The following is a 20,704-nucleotide window of genomic DNA, read 5'->3' as shown; positions in this document are numbered from 1 at the left end:
TATCTTTTTCTACAGCTGTACTTTGCAGAGAATTTATAATCAAGCAGTTTGTTTTAGACGATTATTTATAACGTTCTTTTTATCCAAAAAGATCGATGATGAAATGTATTGTCAAAAAATAAGAGAGAGGAGAGAAACTTTGAAAGCAAAAAAAATAAGGATTATCGCTGCATCGTTTCTGTTGTTTCAACATGTGCTGATGCCTTCAGTAGTAATGGCTATAGAAAATGAACCGACAGCTAGTGCAGAGATTACACAAGAACAACCAGAAAGCGACTTGTCTGGAGCAACAACCGAAATGGTCGAAGAACAAGAATCAATGATTCACGAAGAGCTACCAGAAGTACCGAAGGAACCTGAACCACAAGCAGAAGTGACAGAGGAGTCCCTAGAGACAGTGGAACCACAAGCAGAAGTGACAGAGGAGTCCCCAGAGACAGTGGAACCACAAGCAGTGCCTCCACTTGATGAAAGTCTTTTATCTGGCTATTTGGGGCGATTGAATTTGTCTACAGAAAATGTTAGAGAGTTGACTAATCACGGTAGAAGTTCATATCTAGAAAATATCTTACAAAATGCAATTAATCGAACAATCGATTTAAATACAGCTGCAGGTTCATCCACAACATTCGCAGTTACTGTACCGACTCACTCTTTAGTTGAAAGAATCAATGCAGTAATGGATGGATTTCGTCAATTGCGACTGACAGTCCTGCAGGAATGCCGGACGAATTTTACACACAGATGTACTACGGCAATCATTCGACCCACCAAAATACTTATGATTTGAATAATATAGTATCAAGTAATTCAGCTATTGAGGTTTCTGCAACAGTGACAAAGAATGCTAACTATACTGCAACCATCAATTTCACAGTTACACGAACACAAACAGGGAATACAGCGATATCATTAGATATTCGTGGAAATGTAGTGCTAGGTTCAACGGTTGTCGCAACGCAGTTTCCGAATATTGCTACACCAAGGAAAGTGATGGAGCTCAATTATACAGGGGAAACAATTGCACACTTGACTATCAATCCGGTTGCTTCAGTGGGTGTTTATGAAAATGTGACTGTTCAGGCGACGAGAAATCCGAATCTTCCTCAATCAGTCATTCAAGGTTGGTTCCATACATTACCGAGTACAGGTAGTTGGAGTTTTTCCACGCTTAGTTTGGGAGACGGCTGGTATCCTGGTTACAGTAATAGAATACCAGTGTATCTTCATAATAACAATTCGACCGCAGGTCCTACAGAATTTTGGACAAACGCAACAGTCGTAGATACCGAAGCTCCTACTGGAACAGCAAAAACGACGTGGACGTCCATTCAAGCGAATCGACATCGCGATTTCACTCAAGAAGAGCTCCGATCCGCAATAAATACGCTTAGTGATAATTGGACATATTCAGAAAACATAAAGGTGACTTATGAACAGAACTTATCCGAGTTAAAACCGGGTTCTTCTTATCAAACTGGCTTTACCATTACGGATGAATCGTTAAATGCTGGCTATGTTTCACCAATAAGAATCACTATTGTTGATACATTAGCCCCAACAGGAACAGTACAAACAGAGACAATCGATCTTTCTGAAGTGACAACAGAGATTCCTTCGCGAACAGATCTCATGCAGTTTTTAAATGATGATCTTGATGATAACTGGACCTTACCAGAAAATATCATCATTCAACTCGTTGACGAAAATGGTACAGTGATAAACTTACAAAATTTAGAATCATCAGATGCTATCCAGACAGGTTATATTCGTTTAGAAGATGAGCGAGGAAATCAGTCAAACTTACAAGAAGTCAAATTTACACTAGATAACGAAGGACCGACAGGAAATGTCGTAACCCAACCTGTCGATTTCCAAGCACGAAGAAAAGATGAATTGACGAGAGACGATCTATTACAGTTCTTTACTGAAGACCCATTGGATAATACGACGGCCTCAGATCAAATCGATCTTTCTTTGCGGAATGATTTAGGAGAAATTGTGAGTATCGTCAATGTTGCACCTTCGATGACCGTCTATGATGCAAAAGTCCGTTTACAAGATATCCGAGGCAATCAGACGGAATATCCTGTGAACTATCGAGTGATCGATACGCAAGCGCCGACAGGAAGCGTCAAAGGAACTTGGACCGTTTTTGAGGCCGATCGTTATCGAGATTTTACTCAAGAAGAGTTGCGGTTGTTGATCAATGATTTAGCGGACAATTGGTCAGAGTTAGAAAATATTCAATTGAAAGGTCACCACTTGTATAATTTATCTCCGAATACTGGATACACTTATTATCCAATGGATCTGACAGCAACCGATGAAGCTGGGAATGAATATGTCTTTAAAAATACCATGCCACGGATAGTAGATACCACAGCACCCGACGGAACATTAAAAGATCCATTGGTGTTCACAAAAGGACAAACAGTACCAGATGCTCGTGAATTTCTAGATGGGGATCCAACGGATAACTGGTCATTGTCACCAGATATTCAAGTCGAAGTTGCGTATGAAAATAATGTCGCATTTGCGGATTTAGCGGTAGGCGATCATGGTGTAACGATCACCTTAACAGACCAAGCGGGCAATATTCGGACACTGAACAGTCAAGTCACGATTCTAGAAGATACGTCCGAGTACATTGATGTGACGATTCCTGTGAACGTATCCTTTGCAGAAAGTAAAGAAAGCAATGGTATCGTCTCACCAACATATCAGATCCAAAACAATGCGGAACGAGCGGTCCAAGTGTCAGTGAGTTCGGTCGTTAGTCAATCCGCTACGGAAAAACTAACAGAAATCGATCTTGGGGTAAAAAACAATTTGAATGACAATCAAGTCATGTTGATCTCATCAGGAAAAAATCTCAATAACCGCAGAGAATTAGGAACGATCGAAGGGCATAGTACTTCTTTCTCCTTCTCATTATTTGGCACAGTTGGTGAAAACTTTGATTTTGAAGGCTTGGATGATCCCTTGAATCCAATCTACAGTATGCGTTTGAATTTCCATGCGAAGTAATTGATAAGAAGAAGTTGCACAACTGTGTGACTTCTTTTTTGTACGTAATCTTATAACTATTTTCCTAAGCGATACGGAAAAATCTATTTTGAAAAGAAAGCGATTTCATTTTATAATGAATGTAAGAAATCCAATTAAAAAATTAGAGGAGTGATCGTAATGAAAAAAGCATTGATTATTTGTGCCGCAGGAATGTCTTCTTCGATGATGGCATCAAAAACAACAGAATATTTTAAAGGAAAAGGGGAAGAAGTATTTGTTGATGCGGTTTCTGCAACTGAAGGGGACAACCAAATCAAGACAAGTGATTTCGATTTGTTCTTGATCAGTCCTCAAACAACAATGTACTTGGATAAATTTGTTAAACTAGGAAAAACAGTAGGGAAACCGGTCGTAAGTATACCATTCCAAGCGTATGTTCCTATCCCTACAGGTATCCAAAAATTAGCGGAGCTGATTGAGGAAAATATATAGACGAATAGGGGAAGATAATAATGAAACAAACAGAAAAAGAGTTATTGCGGCAATTGATTGATCATCAAGGAGAATACCTCACGAGCCAGTACCTCGCTTCTGAATTATTATTATCTGACCGTACGATTCGCAACTATTTAAAAACATTGAATGAAGTGATCGAAAACAATGGCGGAAGACTCATCGCCAAGCAAGGGCAAGGATATCAACTAGAGATCATCAACAAGCTTGCTTTTGCCCTGTTTTTAAAGCAACGAGAAGTAACTGTCGAATATGGTGATCAGGTGACTGAGTTTTATGGTTCAGAAGATCGAAAAAAGTACATTTTAAATAAACTACTTTTGGAAGATCGCGCAATCGTGATCGATGATTTGGCAGAAGAGTTATATATCAGCCGTTCGAGTTTAGTGAATGATATCCAAGAAATCAAAGAGAAGATCGCCGAATATTCGTTGAAAATTGTGTCGAAACATAAGCAGGGAATGTGGATCGAGGGTCAAGAACAGGACAAGCGACATGTGATCATGGATACCTTTTTTGGAAATAAGTATACCAATTCTTTAAAAGAATATCTCGGTAACAGTCAATTTTTCAAGGAAATCAATTTTGAAGAATTAGTGATCGTCATCTTGGACGAGATTCGTGAATCCAAATTGAAGGTGTCCGATTTTGTGATACAAAATTTAGCGTTACATTTAGCATTGGCAATCAAGCGAATGCGAGCTGGTTTTGAGATACAAGTACCTGAAATCACTGGAGAAGAAATCCATGAGACCGAATATCAAGCAGCTAAGAAGATAACCAGACGGATCGAGTCTATAATGAATGTTCGTTTCCCAAAAGATGAAATTGCTTATTTAGCGTTACATTTGATGGCTAAATCGAATCAAAATCATAAAAGGGAGAATCAGAAGTTAGTGACAGAGTTAATGTCAGTTCTTAAAGAGTTAGCTCAGGTTCTGGGGCAGTCCATCGTCGAGGATTATCAATTCAGGAATGGCTTACTCAATCATTTAGAACCGATGCTGGTTCGCTTAGAGCGAGGAATCGCTCTGGAAAATCCTTTAACAAAAGAAATCAAAAAAGAAGATCCGAGAGCATTTGAATTAACCAAACACTATTTTGGTCAAATGCCTTCGCTGAAAGGTTATAAAATCAATGAGGATGAATGGGCGTATTTAGCGCTTCATTTAATGGCAGCAATTGAAAAAAATAAGGTAGATTGTAAACTACAGGCATTGATCATTTGTGCGACTGGCTATGGAAGTGCGCAATTGCTAAAAAATCGAGTGTTGAGTGAATTTGGAAAAAATATTGCAGTGAATCAAGTGAAAGGCTATTACGAAATCGATGAACAGTCGTTAGAAAATGTTGATTTGATCATTTCTTCCATTGATTTATCAACGATGTTTTTCAAAGTCCCTGTTCTTCATGTCAGTGTTTTCTTGAATGATCAAGATGTTCAAAAAATCCGTAAAGTGATTGAAGAACATCGCCCAAGCTGTTTCGTGAAGCCCCAAGAATCTGTCTCACTCATGAAAGAAAAGAAGGCATTTTACGAAGAGCAGATTTCAAAAAAATGGTTTAAAGTCTATTCTTCAGCACCAACAAAAGATCAAGTGATCGCTGAATTGTTGGCACTTTTACAAGAAGATGAAACGGAGAATTATACGTCTGAGATGTCTCACCAAATCGAACGTCGTGAGAAAATGGGGCAAATCATTTTCAGTGAACAAGTAGTTGTCCCGCATCCAGCGATCCCAGTGGGGGTTACTGCTAAAATTGCAGTGGGGATCATTCCTGATGGGATGGCATGGGATGAACAAGGGGCGCTCCATTTTGTCTTTCTAGTCTCTCCTTCTTGTATCGAGAATGAAGGAATCACTGTTGTAACGAAGGCAATCGTAAAATTTATTGATCGATTGGATCTACAGCAGCTGATTTTAGCTGAACCAACGTTTGAAAATTTTAATCAACAATTTATGAAAATGATTTACTAAGGAGGCGTCTTGATGACGGAGAAAATGACGAGTGAAGAGCTCCAAGTGACCGCATTTGATATTATTTTTCACAGTGGCAATGCACGAACATTGATACACGAGGCATTTGCTTTGTTACGAGCAGAAAGCTTCACAGAAGCTGAAGGAAAGCTAAATGAAGCGAATCAGGAGATTTTGGAAGCCCATAGGTCACAAACGCATTTATTGAAAGAATATGCAAGTGGGCAAAAGATCGAAATGGAAATCATCATGGTCCATGCGCAAGATCATCTGATGACGACGATGACTTTGTTGGAAGTGGCAAAAGAGATGAGTTACTTATATCAAAAATAAACAAGAACGGAGGTGGGAAAATGAGTGAAGCTGAGAAAAAACAACGGGAGTTAGAGAAAAAAGCATTTAGTTTGAAAGTCTTATATTTTAATCGCTATCTGATTATTCGCTATTTGACAGCTGGTTTCTTTTTTACCAATCTTTACTGGCTGGTTTCCTTACTCCTTGCGAGTAGCAAGATGTTTTGGGTACCATTAGGGCTATTATTCTTTCTTTTACCAGTCGTCGCAGAACAAGTGGCACTCTATCGTACACATAAAAATAATGCAACGGTTACTCGAAATTATTTCCGATTGCAAGCGGTAACCAATGTATTTCTCCTATTAGCAGTATTTTCACCAGGATATTCTCAATTGTTTCCTTTTATGGCGGATGGTTCAAATGGACAAGCATTGATTCTGTTTGTGATTGCTAGTGGGCTACTGATCTGTCTGTTTTGTCAGCGACGCTTGAATAAAATCCATGCAAATACGGATCGTCACTATCAACGAATCAAAGAGTATGAACGTGTAGTACATTTTGGAAAGGGGAGTAAATAGATGTTTGATTTTCTACAGAAATATTTGATGGGACCGATGGGGAAAGTGGCACAATTCAAGATCGTACGCGCAGTAATGGCTGCTGGGATGGCGTCGATTCCTTTTACGATCGTAGGTTCGATGTTTTTAGTTTTGAATATTTTACCGTTACCATTTCCTTTTTTAGAAGGATTTTTCAATGCAACTTTCTTTAAAGTCAGCGACTTGTATATGATCGTCAATACGATGACGATGGGGATATTATCTATTTATTTTGCTATTGTATTTGCTTATGAATTAACGTCGATCGAAAGAGATGAACAAGCACTGAATGTCAATCCTTTAACTGGCGCGCTATTATCTGTTTTTGCTTTCTTCATGTGTATCCCAGAGTTGATCATTTCAGACGGAAAAATCAGCTTGATCTCTAGTATGACCGATGCAGAAACTGTTGTTAGTGGTGTACGTATGGGCGCATTTGTCGAACGTCTAGGTACTTCAGGTATTTTTACCGCCATCATCATGTCTTACATTGCAGTTGAGTTGTATTGTATGTGTGTAAAACGCAACTGGGTCATCAAGATGCCAGATGTTGTACCACCTGGGGTTTCACGTTCCTTTACCGCATTGATCCCAACGTTTGTGATTGCCTTTGTGGTGATGCTTGTCAATGGCACATTAGTTGCGTTAGGAACAGATATTTTCAAAATGATCGCTATTCCATTTGGATTTGTAACAGAATTGACGAATACGTGGATAGGGATCATGATCATTTATTTCTTGATCCACGCATTATGGATCGTAGGGATTCATGGGGCGAACATTATTACCTCATTCTTGACACCAATCGTTTTAGCGAACATGGCAGCGAATGCCCAAGGTGCAAATTATCCTTTAGCCGGCGAATTTAATAACTCTTATGTAACAGTTGGTGGTTCTGGGGCGACATTAGCATTAATTATCTTTATTGCTTTTATGGCAAAATCCGATCAGTTAAAAGTATTAGGAAAAGCTTCATTAGTACCAGGGATTTTCAATATCAATGAACCAATCATTTTCGGGATGCCGATCGTTTATAACCCTTACTTGGCAGTACCGTTTTTCTTAGCACCAATGGCATCCGCATCATTAGCATACTTTGCTATCAAATTAGAAATCGTTCGACCAATGTTAGCCCAAATGCCTTGGCCTTCACCGGTAGGGATCGGCGCCTTTGTTGGTAGTGGAGGTGACTGGAAAGCCGCTGTCTTAGCCGTCTTATGTGCGATTCTCGGCTTTATCATCTGGTTGCCATTCATCAAGTTTTATGACAATAAATTATTGACTGAAGAACAAGAAAAAGCCGCAGAATTAGCAAGAGAAGGTTCAGTGGCATAGTGATTCAAAAGAAAACTCAGTTGCCATTCGTTAGAGATGGTAACTGAGTTTTTTAGTGAGTTGTTATGAAAAAAGAAAAGCCTATATATGTTGAATAATGAGAAAATTGGGGGAAGCTTGTAAAAATAACCTTGTATACAAAAAAATAGATATCTATTAGTCAATAGAACCTACGAAGTTACTTCTAGAGGGAGAACACGATCAAAGTAAGGCAAGGGAATATTAGAAAACAGTTGCTCCCCCTCTTAAAGCAAGCCGCGACATTTCAATTGCCAAGATAGTCAAAAGTGCAACATTCTAAAAATAAGGGGAATAGCCTGGTTCATATATGGACAGTCATAAAAAGATGTAAAAATGGTCGATGGCAACTCAATGATGCTTGATATTTATATCAAATAACAGAAAAAAAAGGATAAATATGTGGGAAATCCTCCGTATACTAGACATAAGTATGAAATAAAGAGGTTTAGAAAAAGGAGGACAAGTAAAAGAAATGAAAGAAACAAATCCAATAAACAAAAAAACTTGATTATCTATACAAGCAAAGCCGATGATTCGAAATGACAGTCTCTCGATAATTTGAAAGCAAAGGCTCATACAAAAATATTGAAAGACAAGAATCCACAGAAAAAATCATTCACTTCCCCTCACGTCAAAAATCATGGAACTAACCAACTAAAAAAGCCAACTCATCATAAAAAAGGAAAGCTCATGATGAGTTGGTTTTTTAGTTGTTGTTAAGTGTCTAAATTAGAAAATCTGCTTTTTCTGTAAATCAATCATTGTTCAATCAAGCGTTTTGCTATGTCATAGTCACCTTCATAAGGTTCATCTACGCCACCGACTTTTTGATAGGCATCCACGCCTTTACCAGCAATCACAACAGAGTCTTCTGGCTGGCTTTCTGCTAATGCTAGTTGGATCGCAGTCGGACGGTCCATTTCATAATGAACAGCAAGTGCTGTATTTGTGATCGCTGCATGGATTTCTTCTGCAATTTTTTGTGGATCTTCAAAAGCAGGATCATCTGCGGTCAAGAAAACGACATCGGCTGTTTCTGACAAGACTTCTCCAAAGTCTTGTCTGCGGGAAATCGCTTTGTTTCCTGGACTTCCTAGAACGACGATCACACGGCCATTAGGATGCTCACTCTTAGCAAATGCTAATAATGTTTTTAAACTTAAATAGTTATGGGCATAGTCAACATATATATGGGAGCCGTTTTTATGGGTCAACTGATCCATGCGTCCGGGAACCCTAGCTTCTCTTAGTCCTTGTTGGGCATCTGAAATCGAAGCACCCGCTAATGTCGCTGCAATGATTGCGCTAGCTGCATTTTCTTGATTAAAGCCACCAGCTAATTTGATCGTATATTCTGCTTCAACAGGTAATTCAGAACCATGTGTGATCAATTCGAACGCTTGCGTTTGATTTTCTAAACTTTTCACTTGAACGTCTGTAGTATCTGCTCGTCCGTAAGTGATGGCAGGAATACCGTGGACTTGTCCTGTTTCCACTAATAAATCAAAGTAATCACTTTCACGATTTAAAATCACTTTTTTTGAATTTAAGATCAGTTGACGTTTGCAATAAAAGTAATCATCAAACGTCGGGTGTTCGATCGGACTGATATGATCGGGTGAAATATTTAGGAAAATCCCGACATCTAAAGTGAGTCCATAAACACGTTGCGTTTTGTAGGCTTGAGAAGAAACCTCCATGACAAGATGTGTCATACCGTTTTCTACTGCTTCAGCCATCATGCGATACAAGTCGAGTGATTCCGGTGTTGTCAGATTAGATTTGAAAAAAGACTTGCCGTCTAATGTGGTATTCATTGTTGAAAACAGGGCAGTTTTATAGTTAGTCGTATGGTCTAGAATGGCCTTGGTAAAGTATGCAGCGGTGGTTTTACCTTTAGTCCCAGTAAATCCGATGACTAGCATCTTGTTTTGTGGATAATCATAAAAAGCCATGGAAAGAATTGCCATTGCTTTGCGAATATCGGTCACGATTATGCCACAAGCTTCGTTCTCATAAGGTTCTTCAGCCACGTAGTAATTAAGCCCTTGAGCAATTGCGGCAGTTAAATACTCTTCTTTAAAATTTAATCCTTTACAAAAAAATAATGTCTCAGCATCGACCTGACGTGAGTCATAACTTAATTTCTTGAATACTCTATTTTCTGGAGCATACAGATGCCACCCCTGTGGTGATACAAATTCTTTTAACAGATTTTCTTTTAACAATAAGTTGCGGATATCTTCTAAGGAGAAGCTCATTGAATCATCCCTCACTTTGTATTTATTTGGTTTATTATAGCATATTTTTTGTTACGTATTTTCGTGAACAGACGATTTAAGTAAAAATGAAAATTAGTTGAAAAGATCAAAAAAATAGGCAGGCCGAAAAATAGGAAAGGACCTAAAAATAGATGGAGATAATTCATTACAGAAATCCCAATATATTAAAAATAATAAAATAAATAGAAAGCAACTGAGAAATTAAGCGATTTTTTCACATTTTAATTTCGTTCGGTGAATTGAATGAAGATGTTAAAACAGAAAATACTCCCTTGGTAAAAAAATAAGCCAGTTTCCAAAGAATGAGGATAGAGAACAAGAGCATTCTGTAATCAAAATAAAACAGTTATTATGTAAAGACTTTAACTGATATAAAATAAAAAAAGCCGATAAAAAGATTGCTACTTTGTGGATTTACACTTAAAATATGAGTAATGTTTTGAAGAAAGTTGGAATCTGATCAATGACTAATCAAAGAAAACCAGCAGTAGAAAATTTGACAGTTCAAGAGAAAATGGCTAGAGGTTCTGCTTGGATGACTGCAAGTAATATGATCTCTCGATTACTGGGCGCAGTCTATATTATTCCTTGGTATGCTTGGATGGGCGAAAATGCAAAGGCTGCCAATGGATTATTCAATATGGGGTACAATATTTATGCGTTATTCTTAATGATTTCAACTGCGGGGATTCCAGCTGCCATTGCGAAACAAACCGCACGTTACAATTCATTGAATGAATACGGGACGTCTCACCGGTTGTTTCTACGAGCAATGCAAATGATGGCTGTTTTAGGGGTGTTTTTTGCAGGATTTATGTATTTTGCTTCGCCTTGGTTAGCTCGTGCCTCTGGTGGTGGGGAAGAATTGATTCCAATCATGCGCTCATTAAGTGCAGCACTATTAGTATTTCCTTGTATGAGTGTTATTCGAGGATACTTCCAAGGGAATCAGGAAATGATGCCTTATGCACTTTCGCAAATCGTTGAGCAGATTGCGCGCGTATTTTATCTGTTGCTTTCTACATTCATCATCATGAAAGTCCTGTCAGGGGACTACGTAACTGCGGTGACCCAATCGACTTTTGCAGCATTTATTGGGATGATCGTCAGCTTGGCTGTCTTATTATATTTTTTGAAGAAACATCAAGCGTATACAGCAGCTCGTGTGCAGTACAGTGAAAACCAAGTGACCATTGCCACGAAAGAATTATTGTTGGATACGATCAAAGAAGCGATTCCTTTTATCATCGTAGGATCAGGGATCACGATTTTTAAATTAGTCGATCAATTTACATTTATTAAAATCATGTCGGATACCACTGAATATTCCAATGCCCAATTATTGGATCTTTTTTCAATTTTCAGTGCGAATCCTGACAAGTTGACAATGGTCGTCATTGCTTTAGCGACGTCGATTGCTGCGACAGGTTTACCTTTGATCACGGAAGCGGTAACGATCAAGGATCGTCGTGGACTAGCAAAATTAACAAGCAGTAATTTACAGTTGTTTTCCTTTATTATGTTTCCTGCAACGTGTGGTGTGATGCTCTTGGCATACCCTTTGAATACTTTATTTTATACACCAGATCAATTAGGAAGCCAAGTATTGATCCAAGCAAGTTTTGTCGGTCTTTTTCTAGGACTTTATATGCTTGTATCGAATATGCTTCAAGGGATGTTTGAAAACAAAGCGGCGATCCAATACTTACTGGTTGGGTTTCTCGTAAAATTAGTCTTGCAGTATCCAGCAATCCGTATTTTTGAAGTATATGGACCATTGCTCGCAACGATGATTGGTTTTATCGTTTCTTGTTCACTGATACTAAAGAAAATCCATCAAGTGGCTCGCTTCAATCGGAAATTTGTATGGCGCCGCACCTTATTGATTTTTATTCTTACTCTGTTGATGCTCCTTGCAGCAGGGCTGACGAAAATGATTTTCGGGATGTTCTTGAGCCAAGACAGTAAGTTCCAATCACTAATATTAATTGTTTTAGTCGCCGGAGTGGGTGGTTTGGTTTATACGTATCTGGCACTGAAGCTTCGTCTCGCAGATAAGTTATTAGGACGTCAAGGGATGATTCGTTTACGCCGACGGTTACGTATCAAATAAGACAGGCATTGCTTGAAAAGGGGACAATCACATGCGTTTAGATAAATTTTTAGCTGACATCGGTCTTGGCAGCCGCAAAGAAGTCAAAGGGCTGATCAAAAAAGGCTTGATCACCGTCAATGGAAACTGTATTAAAAGTGATAAATATCAAGTGAAAGAAACCGAAGACACGGTGATGTATCTAGATGAATCCTTACATTATCAAAAAGATTTTTATTATATCTTGAATAAACCAGCTGGCGTAGTTTCAGCAACTCAAGATAATCATGATCAAACCGTCATCGACTTACTTTCTGATGAAGATTTTCGGGAAGATCTATTTCCAGTCGGTCGGTTAGATAAAGATACAGAAGGATTGTTGATCCTGACCAATGATGGACAGTTTTCACATCAATTACTCTCTCCTAAAAAACACGTAGAAAAAGAATACTTGGCAGAGGTCAAAGGTGTGATGACGAAAGCAGATGTGTCAGCATTTGCAGAAGGATTACTCATTGATGGAGATGAACAGACACTGCCTGCAAAACTGTTCATTGATTCAGTCGATGAAGAAACAATCACTTCTCGTATCCGCTTGATCTTACATGAAGGGAAATTCCATCAAGTCAAACGGATGGTAAAAGCCGTTGGCAAAGAAGTCACTTACTTGAAACGGATACGTATGGGGAATTTTCTTCTGCCAGAAGATTTAGCTTTAGGAGAGTATCGCCAAATGACACCAGATGAATTGGCACAAGTAAGAAGTAAATAGAGCCTGAAAACACAGCTTATAGGATTGGGGTATACTACTCAATCCTGTAAGTTTTTTTGTTTATTTATTGAAATCATGATAGATGGCAACCTAAAACAGCTATTTTTCGTTTTTCTGTCTCACACCTCAGATCAAAATGATTCTTTTACAATCTTCTCTATAATTTGTTTCATTTTCCCTATGATTTGTTCATTTATTATATCTTTTGAAAGCGCTATAATGACAGTGCGAATGAGGTGAAAGGAGTTTTTATATGAGAAAAAGGAAGGGGTTAAAAGGTTTTTTTGGGAATTTATGGCGCTATAAGGCGCTTGTTTTAATGGCGATCCCTGGGATGATCTGGATGATTTTTTTCTTTTACATCCCGGTATTAGCGAATGTCGTTGCGTTTAAAAATTTCCATATTTCTGCGGATGGCTTTCTTGCCAGTTTAAGAGAGAGTCCATGGGTTGGATTGGAGAATTTCAAGTTTTTATTTTCTTCTGATCAAGCGTTTCTGATTACCAAAAATACGATTTTATATAATGTGACATTTATTTTACTGAATCTTTTGATATCTGTCGTGTTTGCAATCATTATGAGTGAATTGCGAAATAAACGATTGGTAAAAGTATACCAGACCATGTCATTGCTTCCCTATTTCCTTTCTTGGGTCATCATTAGTTACTTTGTCTATGCGTTTTTAAGTCCAGATAAAGGGATCTTCAATCAATGGTTGGCAGCAAGTGGGAGAGAAACAATCAATTGGTATAATGATCCTAAATATTGGCCATTTATTCTAGTCTTTATTGGAACATGGAAAGGGATCGGCTATAACAGTATCATTTATTTTGCCTCAGTTATGGGAATCGATCCGACGTATTACGAGGCAGCGATGGTGGATGGCGCAAGCAAGTGGCAACAAATCAAACATGTGACGATTCCACAATTGGTCCCTCTGATGACGATCTTGACGATATTAGCAGTTGGAAATATTTTCCGAGCGGACTTTGGTTTGTTCTATAATATCCCAAAAAATTCCGGAGCGCTTTATGAAGTGACACAAGTTTTAGATACTTATATCTATAATGGGCTGACATCCACTGGCGACTTTGGTATGACGGCCGCAGCTGGGCTGTATCAATCAGTCGTCGGCTTTGTTTTATTAATGATCACCAATACGATTGCTCGTCGTTTTGACAGCGAATCGGCATTGTTCTAAGGAGGAGAAAAATGAATAAAAAGAAAGTTCAACGAGTAGAGATCCGCTCGTTTAGTCAAACCACCAACTTTTTCTCCAATATTTTGATTGCACTTTTTGCTTTTTCTTGTGTGTTACCATTTATTTTTGTAATTGCGATCTCTTTTACAGATGAATCCATTTTGTCCACACAAGGGTATAGTTTCTGGCCTAAAACATTTAGTACATTTGGGTATACTTTTTTGTTTGACCAGATGCAAAACAAAATTTTTCAGGCTCTTTTCGTCACTGTTCTTGTGACAGTAGTAGGAACGTTGATCAATAGTACAGCAACTTCTTTATATGCTTATGCTATTTCTCGATCCAACTTTCCATTTCGTCGTTTCTTTACAGTTTTTTGTTTGATCACGATGTTGTTCTCACCAGGGATGGTTGCGAACTACTTAGTGATGACGAATTTATTACAACTGAAAGATACGATTTGGGCATTGATTTTACCGATGGCAGTCAGTCCGTTCAATATTATCGTGATGCGAACATTCTTTAAACGTTCGGTGTCTGATTCGATCATTGAATCTGCTAGGATAGATGGGGCGAGTGAACTTCGGATTTTTGTACAAATCGTCTTACCTTTAGCGATTCCAGGAATTGCGACAATCAGTTTATTTGCAGCTTTAGGTTATTGGAATGACTGGTTCAATGCGTTACTGTATATTCAAAACGATAATCTCGTTCCATTGCAATATTTATTGATGAAGATTCAAAGCAATATCCAATATCTTACTCAAAATGCTGGAGCAGGTAGTCAGTTAGCCGGCGGTCTTGCTTCTGTTCCTGGAGAGTCTGCTCGTATGGCAATCGTTGTTATCTCAACATTACCGATTGCGATCAGCTATCCATTTTTCCAAAAACATTTTGTTAAAGGGTTAACGATTGGCGGCGTCAAAGAATAAAGCACTAAAATAGGAGGAAAAAGATATGAAGTTATGGAAAAAATTAGCTTTTACAGGATTCTCAGCACTAACAGCAATCAGTTTAGCAGCTTGTGGGGGCGGTTCAGGTGACAAGGACGATGCAGCGGCCAGTGATACGACGACATTACAAATGTACCAGATCGGTGACAAACCAGATAACCTTGATCAGCTGATGGAAGTCGCAAATAAACGTATTGAAGAAAAAATTGGTGTAAAAGTCAATATCAACTATATTGGTTGGGGCGACTATGAGAAGAAAATGAACGTCATCATCTCATCCGGTGAAAATTACGATATCGCTTTTGCCAACAATTACGTATCAAATGCACAAAAAGGCGCGTTTGCAGACTTGACTGAATTAGCGCCTAAATATGGAAAAGAAGCGTATGATTCTTTGGATGAAGCATATATCAAAGGCAATCTGGTCAACGGGAAATTATATGCCTTCCCTGTAAACGCCAATGTCTTTGCACAACAAGTGTTGACTTTCAATAAGCCATTATTAGATAAATACAATTTATCGATTGATGGTATTGAAACGTATGCAGATGCAGAAAAAGTTTTACAAGAATTCCATAAAAAAGAACCGAATACAGCGGCTTTTGCCATTGGGCAAGGATTTAAAGTACAAGGGGATTTCGATTATCCATTAGGAAATACTTTGCCATTTGCGGTTGATTTGAATGGCGACAAAACAAAGATCATTAATCAATATGACAACGAAAATTACATCGAACTGTTACGGACGATGCATAGTTGGTATGATCAAGGATTGATCCCTAGTGATGCAGCGACTAGTAACAAAGATTATCCGTTAGAAGGTAATACATGGTTGATGCGTGGAGAAACACAAGGACCATACGATTACGGCGATACGATTTTAACAAATGCTGCAAATCAAGAATTAGTATCGAAACCAATTACTGTTCCTTTGAAATCAACAGGACAAGCGCAAATGGCAAATTTTGTTGTCTCTAATACATCAAAAAACAAAGAGAAATCAGTAGAGTTCTTAGCGTTATTGAATAGCGATCCTGAATTGCTTAACGGCTTGGTTTGGGGAATCGAAGGAGAGGCATGGGAAAAAGTTGGCGATGACAAAGTAAAATTATTAGACGGCTATCAGCCAAAAACACACATGTCTGCTTGGAATACTGGAAACAATAAGATTCTTTACACACAAGATACGATTACCGATGAAATGATTGCTAAAAGAGATCAATCGATTGCAGAAGCTGAAACTTCTCCAATCTTAGGCTTCAGTTTTAATACAGACAGCGTAAAAACTGAATTGAGTAATATCTCAAATGTCATGAATCAATACCTTGATGGATTGAACACTGGAACTGTCGATCCAGATGAAACCTTACCAAAACTAATGGATGCCTTAGATAAAGCTGGATACGACAAAGTACTGACAGAAATGCAAAAACAATATGATACATTCCGACAAGAGAACAATTAATCAATACTGAAGTTATGATGGAAGTATCTAGCTCCGAGAAATAAGGCGGAATCCACGGAAATTGCTCTTGCATTTTTGTGGATTCCGCCTTATTTACGAAGAAGCTACTTCTGGACTATCGGTTATCTAGCTGATAACCGAAGTATTGCTCCTCGAAGACCATTTATTTGGTTTTAAAGGTTCCAATATGCTCAATGTTACAGTATGTTTTTGTATAATAGGATAAGATCAAGAATAAAGGGGGGAAGTCCTGTGTTAGGTAGAGCATTGGAAACAGTATTCATACGCGTATGGGTCATCATGAAATTGACATTGTATTTTTGGGGCTTAGCTGTGTGTGGCGGCGTCGTTTTAGGAATCGGGCCAGCTTGGAAAGTTGTCAATGAACAGTTTTATCTCCATGGTTTCGAATATAAAGACATCACGATCAGCGAAAGTTGGCAGATGTTCAAACAGTCCTTCGTGCGAGGAAATCAATTGTTTGGTCTTTTTTCGGCTTGTCTTTTTTTGCTTAGTTATAACTTGTATTTATCTGTACAGATCCAAGGGATTCTTTTCTTAGTGGTTGATTTTATTATACTGTTCAGCATGTTGTACGCTTATGCGACGTATCAATATAGTATGATTTTAGATAGTGGCTATCAAATGACTTTAAGAAATCTGCTGAAGTTGAGCTTGATTTCCAGTTTCGCAAGTTTTTCAACTTTCTTAAAAATCATCCTTGGCAGTGGTCTGATTCTTTGGGTGACGTGGAATTATAAAGGGTTGATTTTATTTGGTTTGATTGGGTTACTTACAGTTTGGAACGGAACGATCACCAAACAATGGCGGGAAAATCTGGACTTGCAGTTGGAAACATATGAATAGGTTAGATTTTATCTTTTCAAAAGGAACGTTGTTAAACCGTTTATTGCGTAAATATGCGATCATGATGATTGCTTTGACGATGATTGCAACGATCATCATCAGCGTGCATACATTCATCCAAAGACAAATCCAGGCACAACAAGTAGTGAATGACGCAGTTCAAAGTACGTTGCGAACGCTTAGTGATAAAACAACGTTAAGTAAAGTGATCAAAGATCAATTTGTAGGGGATTCAGATAAAATCGAGAATACCACCACTTATTTAACTAAACCGATCGATCAATATTTGATGTATGCGTACGACCGACAACGACAATCTGCTGATTTTCTTTCATTCCCTAACGTAGTTCGTGATATGTATGTCAATTATGAAGAGGTAAGTAGTGTGTACCTTGTGTTCAACCAATTACCAGAATATTTTGAGTCCACTAGAGAGAACAAAGGCGGGATAGTCAAGAAGGGAACGCCACAATTAAAACAGGCTTTTTATATCAAAATGACGATTACACAAGGTGGCGCAGAAATTGGCAGTATGTTTGTAGGGTTTGATAAAGATGAACTTGATGCAGCGCTGACGAATTTAAATACGTTTAATGGATTATCTCTTTACATGATTTCCGGAACGAGTAATCGGTTGTATACATTTCATGATCGAGCACTGGGCAAAGAACGAATCTTTAAGCAGGAAAAGTTGATCAATCAGACCCTACAAGCGGATTCTACATTACCAGTGGAGAAATTAGAAAAATCGAATTTTATCCAATCGCAAGAGGTGTCCGACGATTATCGTATTTTAGCCACATTAGATAAGCGTACGGTTCGCCAAGTAACAGAAAAAAGCTTAGCACCGTTAATTATTGGCGTCATTTTATTGGATGGTTTATTGCTTTTATATTTATACAAGACGTTCAAACGTTATTCTCAACAAATCGATCGTGTCATGGAAGCCATGGATGAAGTGGCTAGAGGGAATTTAGATACTCGTGTGGATACTAGTATCACTGAATACGAGCTAAAAGACCTATCAGTCGGAATCAATGAGATGCTAGGCAGTATCAATCAATATGTGGAAGATATCTACAAATTAGAAATCAAACAACAAGATGCGCACATGCGCGCATTACAAGCACAAATCAATCCGCATTTTCTATACAATACATTGGAATATATTCGAATGTATGCCATCAGTGAAGGTAGTGAAGAACTAGCAGATGTTGTCTATGCTTTCTCTGCATTATTACGTAATAACACCAACCAGGAAAAGACGATTCATTTAAAAGAAGAATTGGATTTTTGTGAGAAGTATGTGTACCTCTATCAAATGCGTTATCCTAGCCGTATCGCCTATCATTTCACGATTGAATCATCATTGGAAGAGATTGAAGTACCGAAATTTATCATCCAACCATTAGTAGAAAATTATTTTAAACATGGCGTTGATTTTACTCGTTTTGATAACGCATTGAGTGTAAAAGTATTTGAAGAAAATGGACTTGTTCATCTTTTGATTCGTGATAATGGCAAAGGAATCACGGAAGAGCGATTAGCTGAAATCAGCGCACAGTTGGCGCAAAGCAAAGTAGAACTCAGTGGATCGATCGGCTTACAAAATGTCAATGAACGGTTGCGTGCTAGTTTTGGACCGAGTTATCAGATGATCCTAGCTAGAAATGCAACTGGTGGATTAACGATCCATATTACTTTTAAAATAAAAAGGGGAGCTGCTGATGACTTACAATGTACTACTAGTTGATGATGAATATATGATCTTAGCTGGCTTACAAAAAATCATCAATTGGCAAAATTTAGGATTTAACGTTGTTGCTACTGCAGAAAATGCTATGCAGGGACTATCGATTTTAGAGACGCAGCCAATTGATCTAGTTGTCACAGACGTAACGATGCCTGAGATGAATGGATTAGAATTTATTGAAGCTGCTCAAAAAGAACATTTTTTTGAATTTATGATCTTATCGGGCTATCAAGAATTTGATTATCTAAAAAGCGGGATGCAGTTAGGCGCCGTTAATTATTTGATGAAACCAGTCAATAAAGCAGAACTGATTACTAGTCTTGAAACCGTCAAGAAACGCTTGGATCATCGAAGACAACAAAAAAATCAACAAGAAGTGTACCAAGAAATTCTATTTAGCCAATGGTTGAATGATGAATTGGATGAACCTAGTGAAGAAGAACTTTTAGAAAAACTAGGCAAGCGTCAGCGACGTGTCTTACTTGCACAAGTACCTAGGCAGGCTGAAACGACAATCAGTCAGTGGCTGACAAAAAGAAAAGAACCTTTTTATTACCAACGGAATTATGGAGAACTTGTTTTATTTGTTTTGTTGCTTCAGGAGGAGGCAGTAGAATTGTTTAGCCATTTTGTTGAACAGTCGCTGATGTGTGAGAATTGGCTGATCAGTATTGGGGATGAATCTTGTGATCCGGAAATGATACCGCAAAGCTTCCAGCATGCTAAAGATAATTTACAACTACATCAATTCTATGGGGATCAAAATCAACGTATTTTCTATGCCGAACAAGCAGAAATTAAACAATCAATTGATTTTGTATCATTTAGTCGTGTGTTGAAAAGTGGTCAATTAGCGCTCGCACAACAAATGATCTCTGACTTTTTCAAGCAATTCCAACAGGCGGTCATGTCGCCTGAAGATATCCGTCATTTCAGTTTTTTATTATTTATGGATATCTATCGTGAGCTGATCCGTTTAGAAGATGATGAATACTTAACAGGCATCCAAAAAATCAATCAAGCAAAATCTGTCCAAGAGTTGCATCAACTCCTACTATCTTTATTGGAAAATCAGCATAATCAAAAATATAGTCAAAATGTCGAAAAAGTTCTTCAAATCTTACATGAGAAATATAAAGAACCTTTAACCTTGAAAGAAGTCGCAGAACATTTGCATCTGAATGTCATGTATCTAGGACAACTGTTTAAAAAAGAAACTAAAAAAAGCTTCTCTGCGTACTTGAATCACTTAAGAATGGAACAAGCAAAATGGTTGCTGATCCATAGTAATCAAAATATCAATGAGATCTCTAATGAAATCGGCTATAATAATACGACCTATTTTTCAAAATTATTCAAAAAAATCGTTGGACAGTCGCCTTCAGAATACCGAGAAAATCAAAGTCAAACAGAAGGAAGTTTCATCTGAAAAAAAACAGAGATCGTGAGATTTAACATCTCATTATCTCTGTTTTTATATGATTGAATAAGTGAAAAAAATCATATAAAAAAACAAAAAATATAAAATATGTGATGGGTTCTATGTTAAAATGGACCATGTAGATT

The 20,704-nt window shown here is 38.0% G+C and carries 16 protein-coding genes; 15 read left to right on the top strand and 1 reads right to left on the bottom strand.

Annotated elements, in window-relative coordinates:
* The first annotated feature begins 139 nt into the window (after positions 1-139).
* The 7 genes from IGJ49_RS13340 (at position 140) to celB (ending at position 7,732) form a co-directional block, all read left to right on the top strand.
* Positions 140-790: a hypothetical protein gene (locus IGJ49_RS13340; RefSeq protein ID WP_438723831.1), complete on the top strand. Its 651-nt coding sequence runs from the start codon at positions 140-142 to the stop codon at positions 788-790.
* On the top strand, positions 721-3,030 hold the full coding sequence (locus IGJ49_RS13335) for a hypothetical protein (RefSeq protein WP_438723829.1): 2,310 nt from the start codon (positions 721-723) through the stop codon (positions 3,028-3,030). The genes IGJ49_RS13340 and IGJ49_RS13335 overlap by 70 nt, the downstream gene beginning before the upstream one ends.
* 159 nt (positions 3,031-3,189) lie before the next feature.
* Positions 3,190-3,504 (top strand): PTS cellobiose transporter subunit IIB, encoded by a 315-nt coding sequence (locus tag IGJ49_RS13330; RefSeq protein ID WP_010734143.1) that lies wholly within the window; start codon positions 3,190-3,192, stop codon positions 3,502-3,504.
* Between the two features lie 20 nt (positions 3,505-3,524).
* Positions 3,525-5,504, top strand: a complete 1,980-nt coding sequence (locus tag IGJ49_RS13325; protein WP_438723827.1) for a BglG family transcription antiterminator — start codon at positions 3,525-3,527, stop codon at positions 5,502-5,504.
* Between the two features lie 12 nt (positions 5,505-5,516).
* Positions 5,517-5,837 (top strand): PTS cellobiose transporter subunit IIA, encoded by a 321-nt coding sequence (locus IGJ49_RS13320; protein WP_010734145.1) that lies wholly within the window; start codon positions 5,517-5,519, stop codon positions 5,835-5,837.
* Between the two features lie 20 nt (positions 5,838-5,857).
* The gene (locus IGJ49_RS13315; protein ID WP_019722565.1) at positions 5,858-6,376 is read left to right on the top strand and encodes a hypothetical protein; all 519 of its coding nucleotides are present in this window, start codon (positions 5,858-5,860) and stop codon (positions 6,374-6,376) included.
* Complete coding sequence (gene celB / locus IGJ49_RS13310; RefSeq protein WP_438723825.1) at positions 6,377-7,732, top strand: PTS cellobiose transporter subunit IIC; 1,356 nt, start codon at positions 6,377-6,379, stop codon at positions 7,730-7,732. It abuts the gene before it with no gap.
* Positions 7,733-8,511: 779 nt separating this feature from the next.
* On the opposite strand, the gene IGJ49_RS13305 is transcribed toward celB, so the two are convergent.
* Complete coding sequence (locus IGJ49_RS13305; protein ID WP_010734148.1) at positions 8,512-10,014, bottom strand: UDP-N-acetylmuramoyl-L-alanyl-D-glutamate--L-lysine ligase; 1,503 nt, start codon at positions 10,012-10,014, stop codon at positions 8,512-8,514.
* A 484-nt stretch (positions 10,015-10,498) separates the two neighbouring features.
* Here IGJ49_RS13305 and IGJ49_RS13300 point away from each other — a divergent pair, with 484 nt between their 5' ends.
* The 8 genes from IGJ49_RS13300 (at position 10,499) to IGJ49_RS13265 (ending at position 20,567) form a co-directional block, all read left to right on the top strand.
* Positions 10,499-12,148 (top strand): putative polysaccharide biosynthesis protein, encoded by a 1,650-nt coding sequence (locus IGJ49_RS13300; RefSeq protein WP_010734149.1) that lies wholly within the window; start codon positions 10,499-10,501, stop codon positions 12,146-12,148.
* Between the two features lie 31 nt (positions 12,149-12,179).
* Complete coding sequence (locus IGJ49_RS13295; RefSeq protein WP_023520477.1) at positions 12,180-12,899, top strand: pseudouridine synthase; 720 nt, start codon at positions 12,180-12,182, stop codon at positions 12,897-12,899.
* A 253-nt stretch (positions 12,900-13,152) separates the two neighbouring features.
* Positions 13,153-14,100 (top strand): ABC transporter permease, encoded by a 948-nt coding sequence (locus IGJ49_RS13290; RefSeq protein WP_019723329.1) that lies wholly within the window; start codon positions 13,153-13,155, stop codon positions 14,098-14,100.
* A gap of 11 nt (positions 14,101-14,111) precedes the next feature.
* Positions 14,112-15,032: a carbohydrate ABC transporter permease gene (locus IGJ49_RS13285; RefSeq protein WP_023520476.1), complete on the top strand. Its 921-nt coding sequence runs from the start codon at positions 14,112-14,114 to the stop codon at positions 15,030-15,032.
* A gap of 25 nt (positions 15,033-15,057) precedes the next feature.
* Complete coding sequence (locus IGJ49_RS13280) at positions 15,058-16,518, top strand: ABC transporter substrate-binding protein (RefSeq protein ID WP_010734153.1); 1,461 nt, start codon at positions 15,058-15,060, stop codon at positions 16,516-16,518.
* A 252-nt stretch (positions 16,519-16,770) separates the two neighbouring features.
* Complete coding sequence (locus tag IGJ49_RS13275; protein ID WP_023520474.1) at positions 16,771-17,385, top strand: YesL family protein; 615 nt, start codon at positions 16,771-16,773, stop codon at positions 17,383-17,385.
* Entirely contained in the window at positions 17,378-19,138 is a 1,761-nt protein-coding gene (locus IGJ49_RS13270) for a sensor histidine kinase (protein WP_438723823.1), read from the top strand. Before IGJ49_RS13275 ends, IGJ49_RS13270 begins: the two co-directional genes overlap by 8 nt.
* Positions 19,113-20,567 (top strand): response regulator transcription factor, encoded by a 1,455-nt coding sequence (locus tag IGJ49_RS13265; RefSeq protein ID WP_224434283.1) that lies wholly within the window; start codon positions 19,113-19,115, stop codon positions 20,565-20,567. Before IGJ49_RS13270 ends, IGJ49_RS13265 begins: the two co-directional genes overlap by 26 nt.
* The last annotated feature ends 137 nt before the right edge of the window (positions 20,568-20,704 follow it).

Source organism: Enterococcus sp. AZ171 (assembly GCF_051714005.1).
In the GTDB taxonomy this organism is placed as follows: Bacteria; Bacillota; Bacilli; order Lactobacillales; family Enterococcaceae; genus Enterococcus_B; species Enterococcus_B pernyi.
This window is presented reverse-complemented; position numbering and strand designations above follow the sequence as displayed.